The organism is Alicyclobacillus sendaiensis NBRC 100866, assembly GCF_001552675.1.
GTDB lineage: Bacteria > Bacillota > Bacilli > Alicyclobacillales > Alicyclobacillaceae > Alicyclobacillus > Alicyclobacillus sendaiensis.
Genome location: NZ_BCRQ01000108.1, coordinates 1 through 3,429, shown reverse-complemented (window position 1 = coordinate 3,429; position 3,429 = coordinate 1). Strand labels below are relative to the sequence as shown.

The following is a 3,429-nucleotide window of genomic DNA, read 5'->3' as shown; positions in this document are numbered from 1 at the left end:
GGGGGGGGGGGGGGGGGGGGGGTATGAATATCCTCTAACTCCAGATAATGAATTCTCATATCTCGTTGAAGCGGTTGACCAAGCGCTTCACACTCGTGTTCTCGAATTTGTCTATCAACCGATTGTGAACCACGTTCAAGGAGAGGTTTGTGCCCACGAGGCCTTGAGCCGTCCTCGGATTGACGGTCGCGCAATTGCGCCGGATGTATGGTTTCGTGCAGCGGTCGCGTGCAATCGGGCCCGAGAAGTGGACCAACTTGTGGTGGCCCTCAGTATGCAATCGTTCTCCCTAGCGTGGTCCGAAACATTCCCTACTCCCTTATTTGTAAACGTAACTCCGAGCAGCTTGATGGAGAAGCTCTTCCTCAAACATTTGGAAGGTTTATTTGAAAAAGGTATAGTTTTACCTGAACAATTGGTTATCGAAATTGTAGAATATATTCCCTATGATGTAACGTATTTGTCGACAGTTATTCAAACAGTTCGCTCACGAGGTGTGCGAATTGCATTGGATGATGTAGGGGTAGGTTCAAATACTTTCTCTTCAGTTGCCGTATTAGAACCAGACTGGGTTAAAGTAGACCGGACATTGATTCGCGGGATTTCAGGAACGCCGGCCAAGCAAGAGTTCTTATCGCGACTCGTTGAAATCATGGGGTCAGGTGAAAGGATCATTGCGGAGGGTATAGAGACGCATGAGGATTTAGAAACGATTCGATCTATGGGTATCTTCAAGAGTCAAGGGTACTATTGGTCCGCGCCCTTGTCGGTACTGCAGATTCAGTCTTTGCTTCGAACCATCGAACAAAAAAGACATGATTTACTTAAACTCGTGGAAACCACTGTATGGACAGATCCTGCGGTACAAGCGAAGAGTGAGGAGATCGACCGATTGGTTACGTTATATTACCGACTGTGGAACAAAATAAGAAATTCTAATCTTAGTTTATCTTGAATATAGGAAAAAAGGAATATAGAGATATCTTTAGCTTTGCACCGAGTTGAACACGAGGTCAGGCTTACGAATGAGTTGGGGGGTTATCATGTCGGTGATGGATTCCGCAAAAGAGTTTATCGATCGCACATTTTATTCGATGACGCAAAAAACAATGAGCATGTTTCCCTCGATGCGCATTCGCCAAAAATTCCTGATGAATACCGGTCTCGTGACGGTCCTTCTTATCGCAATCGGTGTTCTCAATGCAATTCTGATCACCAAAATACATCAATCGGTGAATCAATTAGAACAAGCTGCGAAAGTATTAAATCTTGTCCGCAAATTTGACTATGATATCGCCACATCCGATAACGATGCAGCTCTGTATCTGCTGTCACCAAACGGACAAAACGCACAATACAACCTTCAGGATTACCAGAATGATTTAGCTCAAGTGAAGCAAGATTTATCCTTGTTGGAATCCTATCCGATGAATGTGACGGATAAGGCCATTCTCAACTTGTTTGGTTCACAGTGGCAGCAAATCCTTGACCAGAACGAGAGCGCGTTTCGGTTGGCCTCGTCGAGTCTGTCGGACGCACAAGCCATGTTCACGAGCAACACGTTACAACCGCTGATTCAGAGTCTTGCACAGTTGACGAGTGATGAAGAAAGTGCGAAAAATGCTGCGGTTGCAAACGTCAACCATTTGCTTGCGCAAACTTTAATTTGGGACATGATCATAGCCTTTGTTGCTATCATGATGGGCTTCATAGGAAGCGCGACACTCTCCGTGTCGATATCTCGGCCTATCATGCGTCTAAGGCAGGTCGCAGATGAGATCGCACGCGGGAATTTGCGTGTCGATTCGGTCGAGGTACATACCCGGGATGAACTGGAGGATTTAGCGCGCGTCTTCAACGAGTTGGTCGCGAATTTGCGTTCACTGATAAAGGCAATTGCAGACGCATCGGAACACGTAGCTGCCAGCGCAGAAGAGTTGTCGGCGAGTACGGACGAACTGATGAAGGCGTCCGAGGAGATTACGCATTCTATCGAGCAAGTAGCCGCGGGCGCCGACAAGCAAACGAAGCAAATTCACGAAACGTCCGAGGCAACAAGAAGTGTACGAGATGAGATCCGTCAGGTTTCCGAGTTGGCTGATGCGCTGAACAGCACGGCAAGGCGAACAGAGCAAGAAGCTGAAACGGGTATCAAGGTTATGGAAGAGATGGAGTTCCAAATGAAGACGATCCGAAATAGAACGACAGAAGCTGTAGACGTGATGAGCCGTATGGAAAGGGAATCGGAGAACATACGTCACATTGCATCAACGATCATGCGAATCGCAGACGAGACCAATTTGCTTGCGCTCAACGCAGCCATTGAAGCTGCACGGGCAGGTGAGTACGGTCGCGGGTTTGCCGTCGTGGCAGATGAAGTGCGTAGTCTCGCGAATGCTTCTGCTGATGCTGCACGTGAGGTTCAAGAAATTGTGCGCACGGTGATGCAATCGGTATCCAACGTGTCTCAATCCATTGTAGCGGTCACGACGGAGGTTCAGGAGGGAGCTGCAATAGCCGATGAAACGAAACGAACCTTCTCAAGTATTCGCCACGCGATGGGAGGCGTGACGTTGCGTATTAAGGATGTGGTTGACGTCACACGAAACATCGTTACTCAAGCTGAACATATGACACACGATATGGCGGTTGTCGTGGAATTGGCGGGACAAGCGGCGCGTGAATCCGAAAGTGTGGTGGCATCTGCACAACAACAGGCCGGATCCATACAAGAAATCGCGTCTACCGCTGCGTCGCTGAGTCATCGCGCGCAGGAATTGCAGACGATGATAGGGCGGTTCCGAGTGTAGGGAGCTGTGTTGTTCGAGGTCGTCGACAAGATTGCTGCACAAAAGAAGAATCACGAGCAGGATTGCAAACGAGCCAGGGATATATCAGGTTTATTTTGTAATAATTGATATAAATTCTACTAGAATAGGGTGAAAGGTTCATGGCGCGTATTTTGGTCGTCGATGACGCCGCATTTATGAGGATGATGATTAAGGATATCCTCGTGAAACATGGACATGAAGTGGTTGGAGAAGCCTCAGACGGAGAACAAGCAGCGAAGCTATATCAAGAGTTGCATCCCGATTTGGTCACCATGGATATCACCATGCCGAATGTGGATGGAATTGAAGCTGTCAGGAGAATACGAGCGATGGACTCGCAGGCTCGTATCATTATGTGTTCAGCCATGGGGCAGCAAGCGATGGTGCTGGACGCAATCCGAGCCGGGGCGAAGGATTTTGTGGTGAAACCCTTCCAAGCAGACCGGGTGATAACTGCTGTAGAAAAGGCATTGCAGTAAGGTCTACATGAGTCTGACGTCTTGTGCGCTCGAAGGAGTGGTCAAACCCGATCGTGAAACGGTGAGTGCCTGGCGGCAAGTCCAGGCTGTGCAGCGTTGGCTATGTGAGATTCATGTTT

The 3,429-nt window shown here is 48.5% G+C and carries 3 protein-coding genes; all 3 read left to right on the top strand.

The window, feature by feature from the left end:
• Positions 1-955 (top strand): EAL domain-containing protein (locus tag AS26_RS14095; RefSeq protein WP_083516127.1); only part of this gene is annotated, 955 nt, incomplete at its 5' end.
• 88 nt (positions 956-1,043) lie between these two features.
• Complete coding sequence (locus AS26_RS13330) at positions 1,044-2,810, top strand: methyl-accepting chemotaxis protein (protein WP_062310553.1); 1,767 nt, start codon at positions 1,044-1,046, stop codon at positions 2,808-2,810.
• A gap of 140 nt (positions 2,811-2,950) precedes the next feature.
• Entirely contained in the window at positions 2,951-3,310 is a 360-nt protein-coding gene (locus AS26_RS13325) for a response regulator (RefSeq protein WP_062310550.1), read from the top strand.
• The last annotated feature ends 119 nt before the right edge of the window (positions 3,311-3,429 follow it).